This is a genomic window from Mesorhizobium sp. M0870 (assembly GCF_040319775.1).
Taxonomy (GTDB): Bacteria; Pseudomonadota; Alphaproteobacteria; order Rhizobiales; family Rhizobiaceae; genus Mesorhizobium.
In genome coordinates this window covers 105,892-128,831 of the sequence record NZ_JAMYOI010000003.1, presented here as the reverse complement: position 1 = coordinate 128,831, position 22,940 = coordinate 105,892, and the positions used below count along the sequence as shown (strand labels likewise).

Below are 22,940 nucleotides of genomic sequence, written 5' to 3'. Positions count from 1 at the left end.
CACTTTTCGTCCGAGTACCATGACGGCGCATTATTTCGATTGTCAATTGCACTGATTTCGATCTCTAATAAGTCATGACATTGTGGCAACCCGATCCCGCGCTCATCCGGCGCCCGGCCTATCAATCGCTGGCCGACCAGTTCGCGCGCGCCATCCATGACGGGCGCCTCGCCAATGGCGCGCGGCTGCCGACCCATCGACGTCTGGCCGACGACCTCAAGCTTTCTGTGCAGACGGTGAGCCGCGCCTATGAGGAATTGATCCGCCGCGGGCTGATTTCGGGCGAGATCGGCCGCGGCAGCTTCGTCCAGACGCAGCGCCGCGAGCCGGAACCGCCCTATCTGCCGGAGCGGCTCGGCGAAGTCATCGATCTGTCGATCCTGAAGCCGGTCTGCGAGCCGATGCATCTGGAGCGGCTGAAGCAGGCGCTGGGCTGGCTGGCCGAGAACCTGCCGTCGAGTTCGGCACTGTCGTTTCGGCCCAACATGGTGTTTCCGCGCCACCGCGCGGTGGCGGTCGAATGGCTGAAACTGTGCGGTCTCGACACCTCCGCGCAGAACATCAGCCTGACCAACGGCGCCACCGCCGGCATGACGGTAGCGCTGATGAGTGTCGCCCCGCCGGGCTCGACGGTCGCCACCGAGGCGATCGGCCACCATACGCTGGTGCCGTTGGCACGCTATCTCGGCTTCAACCTGGAAGGCCTGCCGATCGACGACAACGGCCTGATCCCGGAAGCGCTGGACGAAGCCTGCCGGCTTTCCGACATCCGCGCGGTCTTCGTGCAGCCCTCGGTGATCAACCCGACGGCGACGTTGATGGATGCGGCGCGGCGCGAGCAGATCGCGGCGGTTGCGCGCAAGCACGACATCGCTATCATCGAGAACGATGTGCTCGGTCCGCTGGTCGAAGACCGGCCGCCGCCGGTTGCCGCGTTCGCGCCGGAGCGCACGCTCTACGTCACCTCCTTCACCAAGATCACCGTGCCCGGGCTGCGCATCGGCTATCTCGTCGCACCCGACCGCTATGTCGCCGCCGTCGCCAACCGGCATCTGGTTTCGAACTGGATGGCGACGCCGCTGGTGGCCGAGATCGCCACAAAATGGGTGACCGACGGGACGGCGATGGAGCTTGTCCACTGGCAGCGCGCGGCTTTGCGGCGCCGGCAGGATATTGCAGCGCAAGTGCTGGCGGGGGTCGGCTATCGCGCCCGGCGAGACGGGCTGCATGTCTGGCTGCAACTGCCGGCCGACCGCGCCGAGGAAAGCTTTGTCGCCCAGGCCCGCCTGCAGGGTGTGGCGATTGCACCCGGCACGTCCTTCCGTATTTCGGCTGCGCCGTGGCATCCGGCGGTGCGTATCTCGCTGGGTTCGACCACCGAGGGGGAACTGCGCGCCGGCCTCGGCGTTGTCACCAAGCTGCTGCTTGGCGATCCGGAACACCTGCTGCTCGCTATCTAGGCTGGGGTTGCTCGGAAATTGTGCGGAATCAGAAATAATTGTCATGATATTATTTTCTCAATTGACATGATTTGGCGCGTTCCGCATCGTTAAGAGCATAGACCTCTCCAGGACGGGGAACTGCAGTGCCCACGCCCATCATCAAGATCGACGCCATTTCAAAAAGCTTCGGCACTTTCAAAGTGCTGGACGGCCTGTCGATGCAGGTCATGCCTGGCGAAAAGCTGGCACTGATCGGCCCGTCGGGCTCGGGCAAGACGACAATCCTGCGCATCCTGATGACGCTGGAGCGCATCGATGGCGGTCATATCCAGATCGACGGTGAGCAGCTCTATCACATGGAACGCAACGGCCAGTTGCTGCCCGCCGATGAGCGACACCTGACAAGGATGCGCCAGAAGATCGGCATGGTCTTCCAGCTGTTCAACCTGTTTCCGCACAAATGCGTCATGGACAATGTCACGCTGGCGCCGATGCTGACCAAGGGCACGCCGCGTGCGGCCGCCGAAAAGCGGGCGATGGAACTGCTCGAGATGGTCGGCATGGCCGACAAGGCGAAAAGCATGCCGGCACAGCTTTCCGGCGGGCAGAAGCAGCGCGTGGCGATCGCCCGGGCGCTGGCGCTGTCGCCAAAGATCATGCTGTTCGACGAGGTGACGTCGGCGCTCGATCCGGAGCTGGTCGAGGAGGTGATGAACGTCATGCGCAAGCTTGCCGCCGAGACCGACATGACCATGCTGCTGGTCACCCACGAGATGGGCTTTGCCCATGATTTCGCCGACCGGGTGCTGTTCTTCGATCGTGGCAGGATCGTCGAGGAGGGCAAGCCCGACGAGATTTTCCGCAATCCCAAGCAGGAGCGCACGCAAGGCTTCCTGAAGAAGATCATCGCGGCCGGACATCGCGTCTGACCGCAATGCCCAAGGCGACGAAGTCGTCCCGAGGTGGCGAGAGCCGCCTCGTAACAAAGCAAGACAAGAAACAAGGAGTTGGGAACAATGAAAAAACTTGGCATTCTGGCTGGCGTCGCCAGCCTTGCGTTGGCGGCGGTGCTGGCCGCCTCGAACGTGGGTTCGGCCGATGACAGCAAGCTCGAACAGCTCAAGGCGCAAGGTTTCGCCCGCCTCGCCATCGCCAACGAGCCGCCCTATACGGCGGTCGCCGCCGACGGCAAGGTTTCGGGTGCCGCGCCTGATGTGGCCCGCGAGATATTCAAGCGGCTCGGCGTCGCCGACGTCGCCGCTTCGATCTCCGAATATGGCGCCATGATCCCTGGCCTGCAGGCCGGTCGCTTCGATGTCGTCACCGCCGGCCTGTTCATGAAGCCGGAACGCTGCGCCGCCGTCGTCTATTCCGAGCCGGTGCTTTGCGATGCCGAGGCGATGTTGGTGAAGAAGGGCAATCCGAAGGGCTTCAAGAGCTATGAGGATGTCGCCAAGGATACGACTGCGACCATCGGTGCGCCGGGCGGCGGCACTGAGGAGAAGCTCGCCCTCAATGCCGGCGTGCCACGCGATCGCGTCATCGTCGTGCCGGATGGCCAGAGCGGCGTGAAGATGCTTCAGGATGGCCGCATCGACGCTTATTCGCTGCCCGTCCTGTCGATCAATGATCTGGTCAAGAAGGCCAACGATCCGAACCTCGAAGTCATCGCTCCGGTGCAGGGCGCACCGGTCTATTGCGACGGCGCCGCCTTCAAGAAGGGCGACGAGGCACTGCGCGACGCCTTCGACGTAGAACTGGCCAAGATGAAGAAATCAGGCGAGTTCGCCAAGATCATCGAGCCCTACGGCTTCTCGGCGGCGGCCGCGATGTCGACCAGCCGCGACAAGCTCTGCGCGGCGAAGTGAAGTAAGGAAGACCCCTTCATCCGGCCCTTCGGGCCACCTTCTCCCGGCTGGGGAGAAGAGGCTGGCGCCGACGCTGGTGGTCTCCTCTCCCCGCCGGGGAGAGGTCGGCCGAGCGTAGCGGAGGCCGGGTGAGGGGGCTTCGACCAAACGTCCAGGTGGAACAGTACATTAGATGACCCAGTGGTCCGGCTATTTCGGCCTGATATTGCAGGGAGCGCTTGTCACCATCGAGCTGACGCTGATGGGGTCGGTGCTTGCGCTGTTCATGGCCTTTCTTGCCGGAATGGGGCGGCTGTCGCGTTTCTTCGTGCTGCGCGCGCTGGCTACCGCCTACATCGAATTCTTCCGCGGCACCTCGATCTTCGTGCAGTTGTTCTGGGCCTATTTCGTGCTGCCCTTCATCGGCATTTCGCTGACCCCGTTGCAGGCCGGCGTGCTGGCGCTCGGCCTCAATGTCGGCGCCTATGCCGCCGAAGTGGTGCGTGGCGCCATCCAGTCGATCGGCCGCGAACAGTATGAGGCCTGCACAGCGCTCAATCTCGGCCGCTGGCAAGGCATGCGCCACATCATCCTGCCGCAGGCGCTGCTGGTGATGCTGCCGACTTTTGGCAACAATGCCATCGAATTGCTCAAGGCGACCGCCGTGGTGTCGCTGATCTCGCTCACCGACCTGACCTTCCAGGCGCAGGTGGTGCGCGCCCAGACCGGCAACACCCTGGTGCCGTTCACCACCATCCTGATCATCTATTTCGTCCTCGCCCTGCTCATCTCGTGGGGCGTGCGCTCGCTGGAACGACGCATGGCGCGCGGCCTCGATGGGGTGCGTGCCTGATGGCCAATTCCCTTCTGACAAATTGGGCTTGCTGATGGAGTGGGATTGGAACTTCGTCTGGGAAATCATGCCGACGCTGATCCAGGGGGTGAAGATCACCATCCTGGCGACGCTGCTCGGCTCGGTGCTGGCGGCGATCGTCGGGCTTGGCATTGCGCTTGCGCGCCGCTCGCCCAACAAAGCGCTGTCGCGCACGGTCGGCTTCCTCGCAGAGTTCATCCGCGGCACGCCATTGCTGGTGCAGCTCTATTTCATTTTCTACGTGCTGCCCGACATCGGCATCCTGCTGCCGCCGCTGGTCGCCGGTGTCATCGGGCTCGGGCTGCACTACGGCACCTACACGGCGGAAGTTTATCGCGCCGGCATCGACAATGTGCCGCGCGGCCAGTGGGAAGCGGCCAAGGCGTGCAATCTGAGCGCCACGCAGACCTGGACCAACATCATCATTCCGCAGGCTATCCCGCCGATGATACCGGCGCTCGCCAATTACTTCATCGCCATGTTCAAGGAAACGCCGCTGCTGTCGGCAATCACCGTGCTGGAACTGATGAACCAGGCCAAAAGCGTCGCCAACACCTACTATCGCTATATCGAGCCGATCACCCTGGTCGGTGCTTTCTTCCTGGTCATCAGTCTGTTTTCGGTCGTGCTGCTGCGCTGGCTGGAACGCCGCTACGGCAAGATCGAGAGGTAGCCGATGAAACCCTTGCCCGAGATCAAGGTCTACCCGAAACGGTCGGCGCTGGATGCGCGCCCGCTGGAGCGGCGCGTCGGCCTGATTATCCTGGCCACCGACCATACCAGCGAACCGGATTTCCGCCGCATGGTGGCGGGCGAGCGGGTCGGCGTCTATGTCGCGCGCATTCCCTATGCCAACCCGACGACGCCTGAAAACCTGCGCAAGATGCAGCCGGCGCTGACGGCGGGCGCGGCCCTGATCCTGCCGGACGAGAAGCTCGATGCCATCTGCTATTCCTGCACTTCGGCCTCGGTGGTGATCGGCGATGCCGAGATCGAGGCGGCGATCCAGGTCGCAAAGCCCGGCGTGCCGGTGGTCACACCGCCGATGGCGGGCGTGCGCGGGCTGCGTGCTCTGGGCGCAAACAAGATCAGCATTCTCACTCCCTACACGGTCGAGACATCCAGGCCGATGGCCGCCTATTTCGCCGCGCGCGGCTTCGAGATCGTCAGCTTCACCTGCCTCGGCTTCGAGGACGACCGCGAGATGGCACGCATCGCACCGGCAACGCTTGTCGACCTGGCGCGTGAAGCGACCGACGCCAGCGCCGATGCGCTGTTCGTGTCGTGCACGGCGCTGCGTAGCGCCCTCGCGGTCACCGGCATGGAAAATTCTATTGGACGTCCCGTGGTGACCAGCAACCAGGCGACCGCCTGGAACTGCCTGAGATTGTGCGGGGATGAGGCGCCGCATCCTGAGTTCGGGCGGCTGATGACGTTGCCCTTGGTTCAGTAAGATTATGTCCAGTGTGAGCGAGCACCCCCCTCTGGCCTGCCGGCTATCTCCCCCTCAAGGGGGGAGATTGGCAGTTCATGCGTCACCGCTCTTCCTGCAACATCGACAATTGGCGAAGGTGTTGCAGCCGCTAATCTCCCCCCTTGAGGGGGAGATGGCCGGCAGGCCAGAGGGGGGCGTTTCGTGATGCCCGCCGTCATTCTCACCGACATCCGTACCGCCCGTGAGCGTATCGCTGGTAAAGTCGAGCGCACGCCAACCGTCTTGTCCCACAGCCTCTCGGAACAGTTCGGCGTCCCCGTTCACCTCAAGCTCGAGCATCGCCAGACCACCGGCAGCTTCAAGCTGCGTGGCGCCTCGAACGCCGTCGCCTCGTTGAACGCCGAACAGAAGGCGCGGGGCGTGGTCGCGGCCTCGACCGGCAATCACGGCCGCGCGCTGGCGCATGCGACGAAGCTTGAGGGCATGCGCGCCGTAATCTGCATGTCGCGCCTGGTGCCCGGCAACAAGCTCGACGAGATCCGCCGGCTTGGCGCGGAAGTCCGCATCGTCGGCGACAGCCAGGACGATGCCCAGCAGGAGGTCGATCGGCTGGTGGCGCAAGAGGGGCTGGTTATGCTGCCGCCCTTCGACCATCCCGACATTATCGCCGGGCAAGGCACGCTCGGGCTTGAGATGATCGAGCAGGTCCCGGATGCCGCCCTCGTTCTGGCCCAGATCTCCGGCGGTGGGCTCGCATCAGGGGTTGCTACAGCCATCAAAGGCGTCAGCCCCCGGACAAAAGTCGTCGGTGTCTCGATGGCGCGTGGCGCGGCGATGAAGGCCAGCCTCGATGCGGGCCAGCCGGTGCTGGTGGAAGAATTGCCGACGCTGGCGGATTCGCTCGGTGGTGGCATCGGCCTCGACAACCGGCTGACCTTCGCCATGTGCCGCGACCTGCTCGACGATGTCGTCCTGCTCAGCGAAGACGAGATCGCCGCCGGCATCCGCCACGCCTATGCGCAGGAGCGCGAGATCGTCGAGGGCGCCGGCGCGGTCGGCATCGCCGCACTGCTCGCCGGCAAGATTACGGCGAACGGGCCGGTGGTTGTGCTTCTTTCTGGCCGAAACATTGATATGGAGCTGCATCGGAAAATCGTCTGCGGTGACACTTCGATAAATGCGGGTCGCGCCGGATGAAACGTCTTTCACGCCGAGTTTCTTCACACCCCCCTCTGTCCTGCCGGACATCTCCCCCGCAAGGGGGGAGATCGGCAGCTTCGATGCTGCCGCTTTTCTTGCGGCGTCTGAGATTGGCGAAGGCAAAGATGAAGTCCAATCTCCCCCCTTGCGGGGGAGATGTCCGGCAGGACAGAGGGGGGTGTGACAGAACGCTGTCCTTTGCAGAGCTTGCCACTCCGGAGCGCGCCGCATGAGCCGGATGACCATCCTTACCGAGAAAGAGTTGCGGGCGATCGTGACACTCGATCTCGATGCCGTCGCCTGCATTGAAAACGCTTTCCGCGCGCTCGCTACCCTGCCGGTGGCGATGCCGCCGATCCTGCGGCTCGACATTCCCGAGTACCACGGCGAGGTCGACGTGAAGACAGCCTATGTGCCGGGCATTGACGGCTTCGCCATCAAGATCAGCCCCGGCTTCTTCGACAATCCGAAGCTCGGCCTGCCCAGCGTCAACGGCATGATGGTGCTGCTTTCGGCCAAGACCGGCCTAGTCGAGGCGCTGTTGCTCGACAATGGCTATCTCACCGACGTCCGCACGGCTGCCGCCGGCGCCGTCGCCGCCAAACATCTGTCGCGGCAGGACTCGTCCGTTGCCGCGATCTTCGGCGCCGGCGTCCAGGCCGGATTGCAATTGGAATCCCTCATGCTGGTGCGGCCGATTGCCGAGGCGCGCATCTGGGCGCGCGATGCGGCAAAGGCCGAGGCGACCGCCGGAGCCCTGCGCGAAAAGATCGGCATCGTCGTGCGCGCTGAATCCGACGCGGCAAACGCGGTCGCCGGCGCCGACATCATCGTCACCACCACGCCTTCGACCGAGCCGCTGATCAAGGCGGGATTCGTTTCCGCCGGCCAGCACATCACCGCGATGGGTTCCGACGCCGAGCATAAGAACGAGATCGCGCCGGCAATCCTGCGCATGGCCGATCTCTATGTCGCCGACAGTGCCCGCCAGACAAGGCGGTTGGGTGAGCTGCACCATGCCATCGCGGCGGGCGTGATGGCCGCCGAGGAAGAGGTGACCGAACTCGGCCAGATCATCGCCGGCGAAAAACATGGCCGGCGCTCGGCCAGCGACATCACCATCGCCGACCTCACCGGCACTGGCGTCCAGGACACGGCGATCGCCACGCTCGCTCGAGATCGCGCGAGGGTGGCCAACTCCGGAACGATTTTCGAAAGCTGATGCTGGCCAAAGCGTGATCCGGAAAAGTGGGAACAGGTTTTCTCGGACAAACAGTTTCCGTTTTGTCCAGAGATCACTCTCAAACAAGAACGACGAGTTGGATTCAAAGCTGATACCGGCCGCAAGGCCCAACAAACGAGGACCAAGAACAATGCAACCGAACCTGAAGTTCTCGCGCGGCGAATTTGCGGATCGTCTCGCCAAAACGCGCAAAGCCATGGAGGTGAAGGGCGTCGATCTTCTTGTTATCAGCGATCCTTCCAATATGGCCTGGTTGACCGGCTATGATGGCTGGTCGTTCTATGTGCACCAGGCGGTTATCGTGCCGCCTTCGGGCGAGCCGGTCTGGTACGGCCGCGGCCAGGACGCCAACGGCGCCAAGCGCACCGCCTATCTCGCGCACGACAACATCGTCGGCTATGCCGACCACTATGTGCAGTCGACCGAGCGCCACCCGATGGATTTTTTGGCGAGCGTGCTTGCGGATCGCGGCTGGGGCAAGCTGACAGTCGGCGTCGAAATGGACAATTACTGGTTCTCGGCGGCCGCCTTCGCGTCGCTGCAGAAGCATTTGCCCAATGCCCGCTTTGTCGATGCCACCGCGCTGGTCAACTGGCAGCGTGCGGTGAAGAGCCCGACCGAGATCGACTATATGCGCAAGGCGGCCCGCATCGTCGAAGCGATGCACCAGCGCATCTTCGACAAGATCGAGGTCGGCATGCGCAAATGCGATCTCGTTGCCGAAATCTATGATGCCGGCACGCGCGGCGTCGACGGTATCGGCGGTGATTATCCGGCGATCGTGCCGCTGCTGCCGTCGGGTGCCGATGCCTCGGCGCCGCATCTGACCTGGGATGACAGACCGATGAAGCGGGGCGAGGGCACCTTCTTCGAGATTGCCGGCTGCTACAATCGCTATCACTGCCCGCTGTCGCGCACCGTCTTCCTCGGCAAGCCGACGCAGGAATTCCTCGATGCCGAGAAGGCGACGCTGGAAGGCATGGAAGCGGGGCTGGCCGCGGCGAAACCCGGCAACGCCTGCGAGGACATTGCCAACGCCTTCTTCGGTGTCCTCAAGCGATACGGCATCATCAAGGACAACCGCACCGGCTATTCGATCGGACTGTCCTATCCGCCGGACTGGGGCGAGCGCACGATGAGCCTGCGTCCCGGCGACCGCACCGAACTCAAGCCCGGCATGACCTTCCATTTCATGACCGGCCTGTGGCTGGAAACGATGGGACTGGAAATCACCGAGTCCATCCTGATCACCGAAACCGGTGTAGAGTGCCTGGCCAATGTGCCGCGTAAGCTGGCGGTGAAGGATTGAGCCCGATGTCCAGCACCCGCCCGTCGCCGATCGCGCCGACCGTCGATTTCGACCGCGACGGCATCCAGCACGGTTTCCTGCGCTTGCCCTACAGCCGCGACGATTCCGCGTGGGGCTCGGTGATGATCCCGATCTGCGTCATCCGCAACGGCAACGGGCCGGCAGCGCTGCTGACCGGGGGCAACCATGGCGATGAGTATGAGGGACCGCTGGCCCTTTACGATCTCGCCCGCACGCTCGACCCGAAAGATGTCAGCGGCACGGTGATCATCGTGCCGGCAATGAACTATCCGGCCTTCCGTGCCGGCAAGCGCACCTCGCCGATCGACAAGGGCAACATGAACCGCAGCTTTCCCGGCCGGCCGGACGGAACGGTGACCGAAAAGATCGCCGACTATTTCCAGCGTGAGCTGCTCCCCCGCGCCGACATCGTGTTCGACTTCCATTCCGGCGGCAAGACGCTGGACTTCGTGCCGTTCTGCGCCGCGCACACCTTGCCCGACAAGGCGCTGGAACAGAAAGCCTTCGACGCGGTCGCAGCCTTCGCCGCCCCGTTCTCGATGCGCATGATCGAAATCGACGCCATCGGCATGTATGACACGGCAGCCGAGGAGATGGGCAAGGTCTTCGTCAGCACCGAGCTTGGCGGCGGCGGCACGTCGCGCGCGCAAACCGTGCGGATCGCGCGGCACGGCATTCTCAACGTGCTGCGCCACGCCGGCATTGTCGCCGGTGCGGTGGAGAAGACCTCAACCCAGTGGTTGGATATGCCATCGGGCGATTGTTTCTCCTTCGCCGAAGATGACGGCATGATCGAAACCATGGTCGATCTCGGTGAACCCGTCGAAAAGGGCGCGGTGCTGGCGCGCATCCATTCCACCGGCCGCACCGGCATCGCCCCGCAGGAGATCCAGGCAAAAATGTCGGGCATGCTGGCGGCGCGGCATTTCCCCGGGCTGGTCAAGGCCGGCGACTGCGCGGCGGTGGTGGCTGTGCCCGTCTGAGCGATTCCGCCGAGGCTTGCTCCACCCCGTTCGCGTCCATCGTCACTTGCTCTTGGTCCGTTGCGGAGCCTTCGGCGCGGCGGAAAGAAGCAGCATGGCGAGCGGAGTCGACATTGCAGGAGGATGTCACTATATAGCGGCGGCTTCGACCCGCGCGCTCGAGGGCCACACCTCGAAGCAACTGTGAATGTGTAGTATGTTGCGCCATCTATTGTGACGGAAATCGGCTCGGAAACCGGAAAAAAGCAAATAGAAACAGTGGCGCAGCGCTGGGCGTGACCTAGCCAACGGTACCGACTCCTCCAGAATCAGAAAATGCTCTTGACCCCTCGATTTCCTATGGCTCTGTGGACCTTGGACGGCATTGGCTTGCCGGCCGACCGCGACTCGGCTGGAATGGGGACATGCATCCTTTGCGGGATGTCGACGTTTATGATTACCAACCGGCTTTGCCGCCAGGGAACAGCAGTATGAGTGAACACGCCATCGAATTCTTGCGGGGATGGATCGGCGAAAAGGTCCATTGCCAGTCCTCCCAGGCAAGGATCGACAAGCAGGCCGAAACCCTGGCCAAGGAGTGCGCCGCCGAGGCGGCCGAGGTCGGCATCCCGCTGGAGGACATCCAGGAAGAAGTCGGCGATATCCAGGAACTTATCGCATCCCGGCTTGAGGAAGCCGCCGAGGCCGAGGAAAGCCAGCAGCCCCCCGGAAAAGCCGCGGAATGATCGCATAGCGGCGACGTTGTTCCAGCGCGGGCTTCTGGCCCGCGTTTTTGTCTTCAGCCAAACTTCTCCTTCAGCCACGCCTTCGGCAGCGCCGGCACGAAATTTCCGTCGCGTCCGGTCATATCGTCGTTGGCAACCACCGCGTTGAGGATTGCTTCCTCCACGGTCTGGATCACCGCATCGAAAAACGGATCGATATCGGTGTCCGGAATAAAATTGGCGCTGGCGATGCGGCCGGAGGGCGCCAGCGCTGCGCTCGCATTGGCGGTTGAGAAGGCGATAAAAATGTCGCCTGAGCTGTGATAGCCGAAGCCGCCGGTCATGGCGACGCCGAGCGGCACCCGGCGGGCCAGCCGCTTCATCTGATGCGGCAGGAACGGTGCGTCGGTGGCGACGACGGCAATGATCGAGCCCTTTTCAGCACGCGGTGTGCCTTCGCGGACCGCCGGCTCGACGAGTTCCGACCCGACGCGCAGGCCGCGAATGGTGATATTGCGCCGTTTTCCAAAATTAGACTGCACGAAGGCGCCGACGGTGTAGGCACGGCCGTGCCATTCGACGATGCGCGATGCGGTGCCGGAGCCGGCCTTGAAGCCGAAAGTGATCATGCCGGTACCGCCGCCGACGCTGCCTTCCTCGATCGGTCCGCCGGCGGCGCCGTCGAGGGCCTGCGCAACATGCGCTGACGTCAAATGGTGACCGTTGATGTCGTTGAGGAAGCCGTCATAGGTCTCCGCCGCCACCGGCAGCCCCCAGCCGCTGTCGAGCGCTGCCGGCAGCACGCTTTGCATCCAGCGCAGCGTGCCGTCGCGTGAAACACCGCAGGAATGCGTGTTGGTGATGGTGATCGGGAAGTTGAAAGCCCCGGTTTCCTCGACGATGTGCGAGCCGGTCAGTTCGCCGTTTCCGTTCTGGCTGAAGATGCCGGCGAAGACCGGCGTGGCGAGGTCGGCGAGCGGCCTGGGCAGGATCGCGGTCACGCCGGTGCGCACTGGTCCCCCGCCGACGACAAGCGCGCCATCGCCCGAGATCAGCGTCGCATAGCCGACAGCCACGCCGGGCACGTCGGTGATCGCATTGAACGGTCCGGGCCGCCCGTCGAAGCCGATGCCGAAATTCCGCGCGCGCGGTTTGCCTGAGGGCGTTGTCAGATGATGCGGATTGTCGGTCATGGTGTCAGAACAGGGATCCCTGATTGCCAGGCTCTTTGGCCTTGGCCGCCGGCTTGGCCACGGCTTTCGGTTTTGCCGTGCCGCTGATCGCCACCGCATCGGCGGTGCCGTCGGCGAACTCGAGCGAAAGCGCCATTCCCGACGCCACATCGGCAGCCTGCTTGATCACCGCGCCATCCGCATCCCTCACCAGCGCAAAGCCGCGCGCCAGGACGGCCTTGTGCGACAGTGTTGCCATCAGCCTGTCGGCCTGGACGACGCGGCCGCGCAGGCGCTCCAGCCTGAGCACCACTGCTTGCGTGCCGCGTCTTGTCAAAGCTGTCAGCAAATCCCTCTGCACGCGTTGCCGCCGTGCCGTCGGCTCGATCGTGATGCGGCCTTGCAGCATGGTCAATTGCTGCTTGTGCCGCTGCAGCGATGCCCTGGCACATTTTGGCAATTGATCCGCCGCTCGGTTAAGCTCCGCACGCCGGGCTCTTGCCAACGTTCGCAATGCCCCTTGTGCTCGCAAAAGATTGCGTTCGTTGGTGCGCCGCGCCTCGGCAATGCGCTGCGACAGCATTGCCGGTGTCAGCTTTACGGCAAAAAACCTTGCACGCTTACGTTCGGTGGAGACCAACAGGCCCCGGCCGAGCCTGGATGTCGCCTCATCGAGGCGTCGGCGCGGCAGCGCCAGCAATTGGTCGGGCGAAGGCAGTGCGCGGGCCGCCGCACGAGCAGCCTGCCGTTTGCGCTCGAAATTGCGCAGGACCGCCGCTTTCAGCCGCGCACCGAGGCTGGCAAGCGTTGCTTCAAGGTCCGCCTTCACCGGCACAGCGATTTCGGCCGCACCCGTCGGCGTCGGCGCCCGCACATCGGCAACGAGGTCGATCAGCGTCCAGTCGGTCTCGTGGCCGACAGCCGAGATCACCGGAATGCCGGAAGCGGCAACCGCGCGGGCGAGCGCCTCGTCGTTGAAGCCCCAGAGGTCTTCGAGGCTGCCGCCGCCACGCGCCACGATCAACAGATCGGGACGCTGGATGGCGCCATCCCATGCCAGCGCGTTGAAGCCGTTGACCGCAGCAGTCACTTCCGCGCCTGACATCTCGCCCTGAACACGCACCGGCCAGACCAGGATGTGCAGCGGAAAGCGGTCCTTGATGCGGTGGATGATGTCTCGGATGACGGATCCTGTCGGCGAGGTGACGACGCCGATGATGCGCGGCATGAATGGCAGCAACCGCTTGCGGCCGGCATCGAACAGCCCCTCGGCCTGTAGCCGCCGCTTGCGCTCCTCCAGCAGCGCCATCAGCGCGCCGGCGCCGGCAGGCTCCAGATTGTCGATGACGATCTGGTAGTTGGACTTGCCGGGATAGGTGGTGAGCTTACCGGTGGCGATCACCTCCATGCCCTCTTCGGGACGGAATTTCAGCCGGCTCATCGTGCCTTTCCACACCACGGCGTCGAGCCGGGCGCGGTCGTCCTTCAGCGCGAAATAGGCATGACCTGAGGAATGCGGCCCGCGATAGCCTGATATTTCGCCACGCACCCGCACATTGCCGAAAACGTCCTCGACCGTGCGCTTCAGCGCGCCGGAAATCTCGCTCACCGTATATTCGGCGGCGTTGGTGCGTGATTCGGATGCTGCTTCGCTCATCGGCCGATTGGGGAACGGTTGGGCGCCCGCGTCAAGGCGGTTGCGTCGGGCCAGCCGTTCATAACCCGCATACCTGACCCTGCCTACCAGCCGGGCAGAATCTGGTTCGGCTTGGTTCGCCGCAGCTTGGTGAAGGCGAGTGCTGCGAAATCGAATGTCCCGGGGTCTTCGCCGACCGGGACGGAGATATTGTCCAGGCTTTCCGAAATATGGCGGGCGAGCGCATCGACGATCTCCGGCCGCGACGTCTGGCCGCGCATGATACCGATGCGGCAATCGGGCAGGGCGCCGAAGCCGTCGGCTTCGCTCAGCACCCGCATGCCGGGCCGCAGCGCGCATTCCGGCAGCACCGAGATCGCCAGCCCGGAAAGCACCGCGGCGGTGATGACGGTGGCCGAGAAACTGGTGAACAGGATGCGATAGTCGCGGTTCTGCTGGTCGAGCACATCGACGGCGGCGCGCCGCCAGATGCAGTTCGGCCGGCCAAAGGCCATCGGCAGCGTTTCCTGCTCATGCGTCGCATGGTTGGCCGAGGTGACCCACAGCAGCGGTTCGCGCCGCACCACCTCCGACTGGCCGCGTACGTCGTTGTGAGTCACCAGCGCGAGGTCGAGATTGCCGCGCTTGATATGCTCGACCAGCCCCGGCGTCGGCTCGCAGATGACGGTCAGTTCGACGCGCGGATTGGAGCGCGTGAACCGCGCCATGATCTCGGGCAGGAAACGATCGGCATAGTCGTCGGGCGTGCCGATGCGGATCGTGCCTTCGAGCCGCCGGTCATCGAAGGCAGCCAGCGTCTCACGGTTGAGATAGAGCAGCCGCCGCGCATAGGAGAGCAGCTTGTCGCCTTCCTCGGTCAGCCTGTTGGTGCGCCCGTCCTTTTCGAACAGCGGCTTGCCGAGCCGCTCCTCCAGACGGCGCATCTGCATCGAAACCGCCGACTGGGTCCGGTGCACCTCTTCGGCCGCCCTGGTGAAGCTGCCGGTATCGGCGATCGAGATGAAGGTCTGCAATTGATCGAGATCGAGCGGCGATTTCATCGACATGATCCATCACTAGTGTTGATGGTAAAGATTAGAAACATTCGTTGGATTAATCAATCACTCGATGGCAAATTGGTATTGTCCACATGAAGGCATGTGAATCGAAGCCGGAACGGCCGCTGTCGCCAGCGCCGATTGCAAGGCTTTGCCCGTTCGAGTCTGAAGGAGACCGACAATGACCACGTTCGATTTCGCCACCGAGACCTCGCGCATCACCTCGCGTCCGGCCGTTGCGACTCGCGTGGCCAACACCGTCTCCAACATCTATCGCGCCTGGAAAAACCGCCGCGCCTTTTATCGCCTTGGCGAGATGTCGGACGCCGAACTCGCCGATATCGGCCTGACGCGCGCCGACCTGCACGTCGCCATCGACGTGCCGTTTGGCCGCGACCCGACGGCGATGCTGCGCGAAATCGCCAGCGATCGCGTCGAAACGATCGAGGACATCGCCCGCAAGGTGGCCTGATCTGTTGCTTGTTGTTTAGGTCGTGAACCTTTTCGGGGTTCGACGCGACTGACGAGTATGCAGGCTCCCACTCCCTGCCGGATCCCCCCGGCCCGCCTGCACTCTGCCCGGTCCTCCCAGGACCGGGCTTTTCTCTTTCTACCTCAGCGAAGACCGCCTACCGCCGATCCATATCCCGCTTGAACTGGTCGAAGATCGTCTCCACGCCCTTCTGGTAGTCGTCACGCTGCTGGGCGCCGGTCTCGAACATCTTGCCGAACAGGTCGTCGAACGGATTCGTTGGCCTGCCGCTCGGATTGGCCTGTGGCTGCGGTGCCTGACGCTGCTGTGGGGGCGCTTGAGGCTGTTGCGGCGCCGGCTGTCCGCCAGGGATGCCGCCTAAGCCACCGCCACCTTGCCGCAGCATCTCCTCGAAGATTTTCCCCAGCGGATTGTCTCCGTAGGGGCTCTGTGTCTGCTGAGGCTGCGGCTGCGTCCGCCCTTGCGGCTGCGGCTGAGGCGCGCCACCGCCGAACATGTCCTGCAGCACCTTGCCGAGCGGATTGTCGCCGTAGGGATTAGGCTGCGGCTGCGGCTGGCTTTGCGGCTGTGGCTGAGGCGCACCGCCGCCGAACATGTCCTGCAACACCTTGCCGAGCGGATTGTCGATTGGATTCTGGGGCTGCGGCGCCTGGCGCGGCTGCGGCGCCGGGGCCTGCATGGCGCCGCCTTGGCGCATCATCTGCTCGATGATCTCGCCGAGCGGATTGTTGCCGCCGCCGCCAAAACCGCCGGCGGCCTGCATCTGATTTGTCGTCTGCTTGAACAGCCCGCCCATGACCATCGAGGCGATCGCCGGCAGCATCTGCTGCAGGATCTGCTGATTGACGCCGCTGGCTTGCGCCGCCTGGCTGGCCACGGCGCGAGACAGGTCTTTCGAGCCGAACAGGTGCCCGAGAATGCCGTTGCCCTCATCCACGCCTTGCGGCGAGAAGGCCCGGGTTGCGTCCTCGAAATACTTGGCGTGCTGGCCGCTGGCCATCGCCGTCATGAAGGCGCCGAGCCCGTAAGGGTCGGCGGTGTTGCGCTGCAGCCCTTGCGAAAAGGCCGGCAGCAACGCGGCGACCGCCGCTTGCGTCTGCTGCATCGAGAGCCCGTATTGCTGGGCAAGGGCCTGCATGCCGTTGCCGTTCTGGGCCTGCGTCAGCATGTCGAACAAGGAAGGCATTGGTCTCTCCTCCGGAAATCCTCGCCGAAGAAGCCTAGTTTGTTTCCACTTCCGATTGAAGCGACTTTTGCCGGCCGGTCAGCTTTGCCAAATCCGAGGGTTAATAGGCGTATTCCATGAAAACCGGCTCGATCGAGCCGCCCCAGCGCGTGTGGTAGGCCGATAGCATCTCCTCGGCGCTGGTGGTGCCGCGCGCCACGACTTCGTCCAACGTGTTGAGGAAGGAGGTCTCGTCGTAGCCGTCGCGGTTCTTCTTGCCACGGTTCTTCAGGCCCATGCGGGAAATGACCATCACGTCACGCGCGATCTCGCGCAGCGTGGTGTTGCGGAACGGTGCGGAAATGCCTTGTTCCGGCACGGCGTTGCGCATCGCCAGCGTTTCTTCATACGTCCAGCTCGAGGTCAGCGCCTCGGCGGCATCGAGTGCGGCCTCATCATAAAGCAATCCGACCCAGAAGGCCGGCAGCGCGCAGATGCGCCGCCATGGCCCGCCATCGGCGCCGCGCATCTCGAGGAAGCGCTTCAGCCGCACGTCCGGGAACAGCGTTGACAGATGGTTCGCCCAGTCGCCCATTGTCGGCAGCCCGTCCGGCACTGCATTGCGCGCGGCCCCGGCCATGAACTGGCGGAAGGTGATGTGGGTCATGTCGTGATAGCGGTCGTCCCGGATGACGAAATACATCGGCACGTCGAGCGCCCATTCGACATAGTCGGCAAAGCCGAAATCGGGCGAGAAGCAGAATTCGAGCAGGCCCGAGCGCTGGTTGTCGGTGTCGCGCCAGATGTCGCCGCGCCAGCTCTGCAAGCCGTTCGGGTGGCTTTCGGTGAAAGGCGAATTGGCGAACAATGCCGTCGACAGCGGCTGCAGCTTCAACGACACTTGCATCTTGCGGCGCATGTCGGCCTCGCTCTCGAAGTCGAGATTCACCTGGATCGTGCAGGTGCGGTACATCATGTCGAGGCCCTTGGTACCAACCTTGGGCATGTAGCGCGTCATGATCTCGTAGCGCGATTTCGGCATTTTCGGCGTCTCGGCCAGCGACCATTTCGGACTGCCGCCGAGGCCGAGGAAGCGGATGCCCATCGGCTCGGCGATCTCGCGCACCTGCGCCAGATGGGCGTTGCCCTCCCGGCAGGTCTGGTGGATCGTCTCCAGCGGTGCGCCGGAAAGCTCGAACTGGCCGCCGGGTTCCAGCGAAATCGCACCCTGACCGGTCGGTTCGACCAGGCCAATGATGCGGCCGTCATCGACGATCGGATCCCAGCCGAGCTTTGACTGCATGCCTTCGAGAATGGCGCGGATGCCGCGCTCGCCGCCATAGGGGACCGGTGCATTGCCGTCGACATAGAAGGGGAATTTCTCGTGCTCGGTGCCGATGCGCCATTTGTCGCGCGGCTTGTTGCCTTCGGCCAGATGCTCGACGAGTTCGTCGACACCTTCGATCGGGCGGAAATCGGTCGTATCGCGCGCCATTATGAACCCTCTGCACATGACCCCGAAAATCGGCTTTCGACTTTCGCTGGGGATCATGTGCCCCAATGGAATGCTACAGTGTCCTTTGCACGTCCGAAAGGCGGCGGGCGCTGTAGGACGATCGGACGATCGCCGGCGCTAAATGGACGAAATGTCAGCAGACGATCAAGCGAAAAATCCTGAGCCACAGGTCAACAGGAATTGAACGTGGCAGCGCTGCCCATTCCTTGCAAGAGGCGAGGTCTTACCAGTCTCCGACTGTCGCCTGCATCACCGCGAGCGCGGCCACCGCCGCCGTATCGGCGCGCAGGATACGCGGGCCGAGCGGAATGGCGGTGACGAAGGGCAGGGCGCGCAGCATCTTGCGCTCGTCGTCGGAAAAGCCACCCTCCGGCCCGACCAGCAGCCCAAGCTTCTTTTCCTTGACCGCCTGCAGCGCGGCCAGCGGATTGTTGGTCGAAGCATCCTCATCGCAGAAGATCAGCCGTCGCCCTGTGTCCCAGCCGATCAGCAGGCGGTCGAATTTTTCGGCTTCGTGCACCTGAGGTACCGCCAAGATGCCGCATTGTTCGGCGGCTTCGACGACATTGGCGCGCAGGCGATCGATCGACGGCTTGGCCACTTGCGTGTGCTGGGTGATGACCGGCTGCAGGATGCCGGCGCCCATCTCGACCGCCTTCTGCACGAGATAGTCGAGCCGGCCCTGCTTCAGTGGCGCAAAGCAGTAGACGAGATCGGGCAGCGGCGGCTGCGGCCGCTGCAGCGCCGACACCTTCAGCCGCACCGCCCTTTTCGTCTTCGCCGCGATGGCCGCCGACCACTCGCCGTCGCGGCCATTGAACACCAGGATTTCGGCGCCTTCGCCAAGCCGCAGCACATGCCGGAGATAGTGGCTCTGCTGTTGGCCGGCGTCGAACTCTACATCCGGCGCGAGATCGTCGGGCACGAACAGACGTTGCATCTTGTAATTGGCGCGCATCGCCGAGGAATGAGCGAGCCGGCTGCCGGCGTCAAGCCTCGGCGGTCGGATGCCACACCGGCCGAAAGCCATGCCCCAGCACGGCGAGCGTTGTGGCCGGCGTCAGCAGCGAGAGTGTCTTGCCGTTGAGCAAGCCGAAATCGCCGGGATGCCCATATCCGGCAAACGACCAGCGCAGCGTTTTGCCCCGACGCAAAGCATAAACCGTGGCGCCATCCGCGACCATGGCGCCGTCCGGCAGGCCGGCAAGGTCTTCAACCGCAACCACTGGCGGCCTGCCGCCCGAGGCCAGCCGCTCCTTGTGCAGCCGCCTGTCGACCATCGGCGCACGCGGTTCGGCAATGCCGAAGGCGTCGCCGAAGCGGCTGACGAAATCCCTGGCCCGTTCGCGCTGGCAAAAGAAGCAGGGGCGATGCCCGCCAGCCAATGCAGTCACCTCGTCGAGGAAGAACAGCTCGGTCCAGCCCACTTTGCCGCCCTTCCGGTTGCGGCCCATCGGTTCGCGCCGCACATTGCGGAATTGGCGGACGCAGATGATCCAGGCCGGAAGCGCCCAGCGCTTCTTCTTGAGCGTCTTCGTCTCGGGATCGTGGATGATGCCGCGATTGCCGGTGAACAGGCCGCGATCAGGCACGGCGTGGATGGTACCGAACGGATCGACCCGGTTCTGCAGTGGCATAGTTTTCTCTCCGGACACGCATCTTGGCTGCAATGCGAGCGGCATGATATCGCTCGTCGCATCTTTTTCATGTCAGTAGGGTTTTGTGATGCGGGTGCTGGTGGTCCAGAACTACGACAATACCGGCCTTGGCCAGGTCGGCGCAGCACTTGCGGAAGCGGGTGCCGATCTCGACCTGCGTCTCCCTTACAGGGGCGATCCCCTGCCGGATGACGCCGCCGGGCATGATGCCATGGTGGTGCTCGGCGGGGGCCAGAATGCGCTGGCCGACGATGAGTACCCCTATTTCCCGGCACTGCTCGAACTGACCCGCGACTTTGCCGACAAGGATCGCGCCGTGCTCGGCATCTGCCTCGGCAGCCAGCTCGTCGCCCGTGCCTTCGGCGGCGAAAACCGCATCGGCGGCGCCAATGAGTTCGGTTGGCGCGGCGTATCGCTGACGGCGGACGCCAAGGCCGATCCGGTGCTGGGCGCGCTGCCGGAGAAATTCCCGATCTTCCAGTGGCATGACGACACCTTCGTGCTGCCCGAGGCCGCCGTGCGGCTCGCCGGCAACGATGTCGCCGAGAACCAGGCGTTTCGCGTCGGCCGCGCCGTCTATGGCTTCCAGTTCCATTTCGAGGCCGACCGGCCGATGGTCAAGGACTGGAGCACATCCTTTGCCCCGACCATCGCCGCCCGCCATCCCGACTGGGCCGGCAAGCTCGATGGCGAAATGGCCCGCAACGGACCCGATGCGGATGCCGCGGGTCTGGCCATTGCCCGCGCCTGGGTAGCGACCATCTGAGCGTTGGTCTCTCTGCACCCTCCAGCGTGACATAATTGGCACGCGGCGGTGAAACCGCCTGGGGAAAACCGTTTCATTCTTGGCTTGTGTCCGCCCGCCATCCTAGAAGGCGCGCGCTCTGCATCTTCTGTGCAACGGCTATGAACCTTTGTGTGACCCGCGCGACACACCGTTGATACAGAACATGCCTAGAAGCGCAAAATCGTCGAAACTTTGAAGCGAATTCTCCGTTTCAACGCATTGGTAACCGCCTGGTGCACAGATGCAGAAAGCTCAACAAGAGATGACCTCCGTGAAAGCAGCGCTTCTGTCCTTTGCCATGTTGTCCGCCATCGTGCTGTGCGGTCTCGGCATCTATGCCGCCGACGCAGCCAACAACCACAACGCCGTAGACGGTTACGGCGTCACCGCCTCGCTGCGCTAAAGGCGGGAAGCGTCTTTCGCGTCTTCCGACGCGCGACGCTCAAGCTTCCTTGATCGTCATTGTCAGGATGCGTTTGTCCGCGCCGTCGACGACGAGCGCGCTCAGCATGCCTGACTGCCAGGCAAGCGTGTCGATATTGACGCGGTTGGCCATCACTTCCGCCTCCGGCACCGGGGTGTGGCCGTGCACCACGATCTTCGGATAAAGGTCGGTGTGGTTGTGGAAGACGTCGCGGATCCAGATCAGGTCCTGTGGGTTTTGCTTCTCCAGAGGATTACCCGGCCTGATGCCGGCATGACAGAAGAAGAAGTCCCCGAAAATCGCGGAGAACGGCAGTGATCGCAGGAAGTCGATGTGGCTTTGCGGCACGGCCTCGACCAGGGCCTGATGTCCTTTGCGCACGGCCGATTCGGCCTTGCCGAACCATACGCTGGTGCCTTCACTGATCGCCACGCCGTAAGACTGTGCCGTCTGGATGCCGCCGAACCGGATGAAAAGCCCTTCCGGGTCAGGGGTCTTGAGAAAATCGAGAAAACCGATGTCGTGGTTGCCGGCCAGCATCAGGTGACGAGGGTCGCGCTCTTGCGCTTCGATCAGGAAATCGATGACGCCCTTCGAGTCCGGCCCGCGGTCGACATAGTCGCCAAGATGGATGATGCGCCAGTCGGCAGGCGCCTCCTGCTCGATCTCGGCCCTGATGCGCAGATGCATGGCGGCCAGCAGGTCGAGCCGGCCGTGGACGTCGCCGATCGCGTAAAGACGCACACCTTCCGGCCCATGCGCGTCGAGAAAATGGATGCCGGGTTCTGCCAATTTTTCGGTGTCTCCGTGGTCACGCGGTCACGGGCTTAGCGCCGGAGCTGGTCCTTGCCCATGTCGGTGACAAGACGCTTTCCGCACAGCGCCAGCGTGATGTCCATCTCCTTGCGGATGATTTCCAACGCCTTGGTAACCCCTTCCTTGCCAAGTGCACCCAGGCCGTAAAGAAATGGCCGGCCGATATAGGTTCCCTTGGCACCGAGGCAAAGCGCCTTCAGCACATCCTGGCCGGAGCGGATGCCGCCATCCATATGCACTTCGATCGTGTCGCCGACCGCGTCGGCAATCTCTTCCAGCACGCCGATCGACGACGACGCACCATCGAGCTGGCGCCCGCCATGGTTGGAAACGATGATCGCGTCGGCGCCGGTCTTGGCCGCCATCAGCGCGTCCTCCTTGTCGAGAATGCCCTTGAGAATCAGCTTGCCGCCCCAGCGCTCCTTGATCCAGGCGACGTCCTTCCACGACAGATGCGGGTCGAACTGCTCCGTCGTCCACGATGCCAGCGAGGCCATGTTGCCGACGCCCTTGGCGTGGCCGACAATGTTGCGGAAGGTTCGCCGCTTCGTGCCGGCCATGGCGGCGCACCAGTGCGGGCGGATGGCCATGTCGACGATGTTCGTCAGCGTCAGCTTGGGTGGCGCCGAAAGCCCGTTGCGGATGTCCTTGTGGCGCTGACCGAGAATCTGCAGGTCGAGCGTCAGCACGAGCGCCGAGCATTTCGCCGCCTTTGCCCTGTCGATCAGGTTGAGCACGAAATCCTTGTCACGCAGCACATAGAGCTGAAACCAGAACGGCTTCATGGTTACTGAGGCGACATCCTCGATCGAGCAGATGCTCATCGTCGACAAGGTAAACGGCACGCCGAATTCCTCCGCCGCCTGAGCCGCCAGCATCTCGCCATTGGCGTGCTGCATGCCGGTCATGCCGGTTGGCGCCAATGCCACCGGCATCGACACTTTTTCGCCGATCATCGTCGACGCCAGCGAACGGTTGTCCATGTCGACGAGCACGCGCTGGCGGAATTTGATCTTCTGGAAATCCTCTTCGTTGGCCCGATACGTGCCTTCGGTCCACGAACCGGAATCGGCATAGTCGAAGAACATCTTCGGCACGCGCCGGCGGGCGAGGTCCTTGAGGTCGGCGATGGTCAGGATCTGGCTCATGGGTTCCCG

General features: G+C 63.6%; 23 protein-coding genes. 14 read left to right on the top strand and 9 right to left on the bottom strand.

Features of this window, described 5'->3' with window-relative positions:
- Positions 1-74: 74 nt before the first annotated feature.
- The 11 genes from ehuR (at position 75) to NKH97_RS05475 (ending at position 11,079) form a co-directional block, all read left to right on the top strand.
- On the top strand, positions 75-1,460 hold the full coding sequence (ehuR, locus tag NKH97_RS05525; protein ID WP_023809050.1) for a MocR-like ectoine utilization transcription factor EhuR: 1,386 nt from the start codon (positions 75-77) through the stop codon (positions 1,458-1,460).
- A 125-nt stretch (positions 1,461-1,585) separates the two neighbouring features.
- Positions 1,586-2,371 (top strand): ectoine/hydroxyectoine ABC transporter ATP-binding protein EhuA, encoded by a 786-nt coding sequence (ehuA, locus tag NKH97_RS05520; RefSeq protein ID WP_023809049.1) that lies wholly within the window; start codon positions 1,586-1,588, stop codon positions 2,369-2,371.
- Between the two features lie 87 nt (positions 2,372-2,458).
- Positions 2,459-3,310 carry an ectoine/hydroxyectoine ABC transporter substrate-binding protein EhuB gene (gene ehuB / locus NKH97_RS05515; protein ID WP_023809048.1) on the top strand — a complete coding sequence of 284 codons (852 nt, stop codon included), beginning with the start codon at positions 2,459-2,461 and terminating at the stop codon, positions 3,308-3,310.
- A 172-nt stretch (positions 3,311-3,482) separates the two neighbouring features.
- Positions 3,483-4,142: an ectoine/hydroxyectoine ABC transporter permease subunit EhuC gene (gene ehuC / locus NKH97_RS05510; RefSeq protein ID WP_023809047.1), complete on the top strand. Its 660-nt coding sequence runs from the start codon at positions 3,483-3,485 to the stop codon at positions 4,140-4,142.
- 34 nt (positions 4,143-4,176) lie between these two features.
- Positions 4,177-4,836, top strand: a complete 660-nt coding sequence (gene ehuD, locus NKH97_RS05505) for an ectoine/hydroxyectoine ABC transporter permease subunit EhuD (RefSeq protein WP_352440712.1) — start codon at positions 4,177-4,179, stop codon at positions 4,834-4,836.
- A 3-nt stretch (positions 4,837-4,839) separates the two neighbouring features.
- Positions 4,840-5,616, top strand: a complete 777-nt coding sequence (gene eutA, locus NKH97_RS05500) for an ectoine utilization protein EutA (protein WP_352440711.1) — start codon at positions 4,840-4,842, stop codon at positions 5,614-5,616.
- Between the two features lie 186 nt (positions 5,617-5,802).
- Positions 5,803-6,795, top strand: a complete 993-nt coding sequence (gene eutB, locus NKH97_RS05495; protein ID WP_352440710.1) for a hydroxyectoine utilization dehydratase EutB — start codon at positions 5,803-5,805, stop codon at positions 6,793-6,795.
- A 232-nt stretch (positions 6,796-7,027) separates the two neighbouring features.
- On the top strand, positions 7,028-8,020 hold the full coding sequence (eutC, locus tag NKH97_RS05490; RefSeq protein ID WP_352440709.1) for an ectoine utilization protein EutC: 993 nt from the start codon (positions 7,028-7,030) through the stop codon (positions 8,018-8,020).
- 151 nt (positions 8,021-8,171) lie between these two features.
- A complete protein-coding gene (gene doeA / locus NKH97_RS05485) occupies positions 8,172-9,350 on the top strand; it encodes an ectoine hydrolase DoeA (protein ID WP_023809042.1) in 1,179 nt (392 codons plus the stop codon).
- A gap of 5 nt (positions 9,351-9,355) precedes the next feature.
- Positions 9,356-10,354, top strand: a complete 999-nt coding sequence (doeB, locus tag NKH97_RS05480; RefSeq protein WP_023809041.1) for a N(2)-acetyl-L-2,4-diaminobutanoate deacetylase DoeB — start codon at positions 9,356-9,358, stop codon at positions 10,352-10,354.
- A gap of 404 nt (positions 10,355-10,758) precedes the next feature.
- Positions 10,759-11,079, top strand: a complete 321-nt coding sequence (locus tag NKH97_RS05475) for a hypothetical protein (RefSeq protein ID WP_245273059.1) — start codon at positions 10,759-10,761, stop codon at positions 11,077-11,079.
- A 53-nt stretch (positions 11,080-11,132) separates the two neighbouring features.
- Here the strand turns inward: NKH97_RS05475 and NKH97_RS05470 are convergent, their stop codons facing one another.
- The 3 genes from NKH97_RS05470 to NKH97_RS05460 form a co-directional block, all read right to left on the bottom strand.
- Complete coding sequence (locus NKH97_RS05470) at positions 11,133-12,251, bottom strand: DmpA family aminopeptidase (protein ID WP_352795656.1); 1,119 nt, start codon at positions 12,249-12,251, stop codon at positions 11,133-11,135.
- Positions 12,252-12,255: 4 nt separating this feature from the next.
- Positions 12,256-13,887, bottom strand: a complete 1,632-nt coding sequence (gene xseA / locus NKH97_RS05465) for an exodeoxyribonuclease VII large subunit (protein ID WP_352440707.1) — start codon at positions 13,885-13,887, stop codon at positions 12,256-12,258.
- An 83-nt stretch (positions 13,888-13,970) separates the two neighbouring features.
- Positions 13,971-14,927: a LysR substrate-binding domain-containing protein gene (locus NKH97_RS05460; RefSeq protein ID WP_027035580.1), complete on the bottom strand. Its 957-nt coding sequence runs from the start codon at positions 14,925-14,927 to the stop codon at positions 13,971-13,973.
- A 178-nt stretch (positions 14,928-15,105) separates the two neighbouring features.
- Between NKH97_RS05460 and NKH97_RS05455 the strand changes: the two genes are divergently transcribed.
- The gene (locus NKH97_RS05455) at positions 15,106-15,396 is read left to right on the top strand and encodes a DUF1127 domain-containing protein (RefSeq protein WP_127254768.1); all 291 of its coding nucleotides are present in this window, start codon (positions 15,106-15,108) and stop codon (positions 15,394-15,396) included.
- A gap of 157 nt (positions 15,397-15,553) precedes the next feature.
- Here the strand turns inward: NKH97_RS05455 and NKH97_RS05450 are convergent, their stop codons facing one another.
- The 4 genes from NKH97_RS05450 to NKH97_RS05435 all read right to left on the bottom strand — a co-directional run bounded on the left by NKH97_RS05450 (position 15,554) and on the right by NKH97_RS05435 (position 19,735).
- Positions 15,554-16,603 carry a DUF937 domain-containing protein gene (locus NKH97_RS05450; RefSeq protein ID WP_352752463.1) on the bottom strand — a complete coding sequence of 350 codons (1,050 nt, stop codon included), beginning with the start codon at positions 16,601-16,603 and terminating at the stop codon, positions 15,554-15,556.
- 100 nt (positions 16,604-16,703) lie between these two features.
- A complete protein-coding gene (locus NKH97_RS05445) occupies positions 16,704-18,077 on the bottom strand; it encodes a glutamate--cysteine ligase (RefSeq protein ID WP_352440705.1) in 1,374 nt (457 codons plus the stop codon).
- Positions 18,078-18,321: 244 nt separating this feature from the next.
- Entirely contained in the window at positions 18,322-19,056 is a 735-nt protein-coding gene (locus NKH97_RS05440; protein WP_352440704.1) for a 16S rRNA (uracil(1498)-N(3))-methyltransferase, read from the bottom strand.
- A gap of 31 nt (positions 19,057-19,087) precedes the next feature.
- A complete protein-coding gene (locus NKH97_RS05435) occupies positions 19,088-19,735 on the bottom strand; it encodes a hypothetical protein (RefSeq protein ID WP_352610037.1) in 648 nt (215 codons plus the stop codon).
- An 88-nt stretch (positions 19,736-19,823) separates the two neighbouring features.
- Here NKH97_RS05435 and NKH97_RS05430 point away from each other — a divergent pair, with 88 nt between their 5' ends.
- Entirely contained in the window at positions 19,824-20,522 is a 699-nt protein-coding gene (locus NKH97_RS05430) for a type 1 glutamine amidotransferase (RefSeq protein WP_127292765.1), read from the top strand.
- Positions 20,523-20,814: 292 nt separating this feature from the next.
- Positions 20,815-20,946 (top strand): hypothetical protein, encoded by a 132-nt coding sequence (locus tag NKH97_RS05425; RefSeq protein ID WP_013893872.1) that lies wholly within the window; start codon positions 20,815-20,817, stop codon positions 20,944-20,946.
- Positions 20,947-20,985: 39 nt separating this feature from the next.
- Here the strand turns inward: NKH97_RS05425 and NKH97_RS05420 are convergent, their stop codons facing one another.
- Positions 20,986-21,759, bottom strand: coding sequence for a metallophosphoesterase family protein (locus tag NKH97_RS05420; protein WP_352774889.1), 774 nt, complete (start codon positions 21,757-21,759; stop codon positions 20,986-20,988).
- Between the two features lie 35 nt (positions 21,760-21,794).
- Positions 21,795-22,931 (bottom strand): alpha-hydroxy acid oxidase, encoded by a 1,137-nt coding sequence (locus NKH97_RS05415; protein ID WP_352774887.1) that lies wholly within the window; start codon positions 22,929-22,931, stop codon positions 21,795-21,797.
- Between the last annotated feature and the right edge of the window lie 9 nt (positions 22,932-22,940).